This is a genomic window from Streptomyces sp. NRRL WC-3549, from assembly GCF_000721935.1.
GTDB lineage: Bacteria > Actinomycetota > Actinomycetes > Streptomycetales > Streptomycetaceae > Streptomyces.
The window spans coordinates 104,698-106,396 of record NZ_KL585395.1; the positions used below are offsets into that span (position 1 = coordinate 104,698).

Annotated in this window: 1 protein-coding gene; it reads left to right on the plus strand. The window is 71.7% G+C overall.

Annotated features, from left to right (window positions below; all coding sequences use genetic code 11):
- The first annotated feature begins 303 nt into the window (after positions 1 to 303).
- A complete protein-coding gene (locus tag IH13_RS0113280) occupies positions 304 to 1,491 on the plus strand; it encodes an alpha/beta hydrolase (RefSeq protein WP_031084084.1) in 1,188 nt (395 codons plus the stop codon).
- The last annotated feature ends 208 nt before the right edge of the window (positions 1,492 to 1,699 follow it).

Genomic DNA, 1,699 nt, shown 5'->3' on the forward strand with positions numbered 1-1,699 from the left:
CGGGGACGGGGACGGGGACGGGGACGGGGACGGGAAGTAGCCGCGGTCATGGGCCCGTCCGCGAGGGGCGACCGGCGGACTCACGGATCAGGACCGTGGAGACAGCCGCCGCCCCGGGCTCTCCGTACCTCTCGTGGGCCCGGTCTCTGGGGCGCCGCGCCACAGCGTCGCACCGCGCCGGGCACCCCGCCGTGCGACCAGGCGTACGGCGATCCGGACGCGCTGTAGTTGGGGCGTCCCCCTGACACAGGGGGACGCCAAGCGGGAACATACGGGGGACATCACGGAGTTGACGGGGGCGCGATGATGACCGTACCGATCGGATATGTGGCGACGACGGCGATTTTCTCCTGGGGCACCTTCTTCGCCGTCGTCGCGCCACGCCGGCCCCGGTTCCTGGCGAGCCTGAGTTTCTGGTGCGGCCTGGGCCTCAACGAGATCCCGTTCGTGGGCATCTTCATCCTGGCGGGCTCCACGGCACTGGCCTCCGCCCAGGGCGATATGGAATCGGCGGGCGCCAAGGTGACGGCCGCGGTGGCCGCCGTCGCCACCGCCGGGCTGATGTTCTCCGCCTGGCGAGGGCTGCGCACGGACCAGGTGGTCGCCCGGGCCCTTGAGGAGGGGCTCGGGGCCGACTGGCGGGATCATGTGCACGTACCACTGCGCCGCCACCGGCCCTGGGCCCGCATCCTGTTGCTCCCGGGCTACATGCAACGGCGAGGGGTGCGGCGGATCCCCAACCTGAGTTACGGGGACGCCGGCCGCCACAACCTCCTCGACGTCTACCGCCGCCGCGACACGCCGCAGAATGCGCCGGTCCTGGTCTACTTCCACGGCGGCCACTACACCAGCGGGGCGAAGAACCGCGAGGCGCGCCCCCTGCTGTACCAGCTCGCCGGCCAGGGATGGGTGTGCATCAGCGCCAACTACCGGCTGCGGCCCCAGACCACGTTCCCCGGCCACCAGATCGACGCCAAGAAGGTCATCGCCTGGGTCCGCGAGCACGCCCGCGAGTACGGTGCCGATCCGTCGAAGCTGTTCGTGGCGGGCAGCTCCGCGGGCTCCAACCTGGCGGCCCTGTGCGCGCTCACACCCGACGACCCGACGTTCCAGCCCGGCTTCGAGTCCGCCGACACCTCGGTCACCGCGGCGATCTGCCTCTACGGCTACTACGGCTACTACTTCGGCGACCAGCCCGACGAGCCGCCGTCCCCCCTCCAGCCCCAGGGATACGTCCACCCCGGTGCGCCGCCGATCCTCATCGTCCACGGCACCAAGGACGCGCTGGCGACCGTCGAGGGAGCCCGGAACTTCGCCGCCCAACTGCGCAGCGTCTCGGAAAGCACCGTGGTCTACGCCGAACTGCCCGGTGGACAGCACTCGTTCGACCTCTTCCACTCCCCGCGTTTCGAGGCGGTCGTGGACGGCGTCGAGGCCTTCGCGGCGTGGGTCCTCGCCACGTCTCGGCGTACCCCCGACTTGGCCGAGTAGCGTCGCCGCACGGCCCCCATGTGCTGACGCCGACCGTCGTCAGCACATGGGACCCGTGCGGTACGCATCGGCTGGACACGCCCCCTTCGGCCGAACCGGTCTCCACGCGGCCGCCACCGACCGTCTCAGGCAACGCCACCGTCATCGAGGCCGCCACCGGCTCTGCCGCTCACCGGCCCCGGCGGCCGGGTATTCGGGAGGGCGGCCG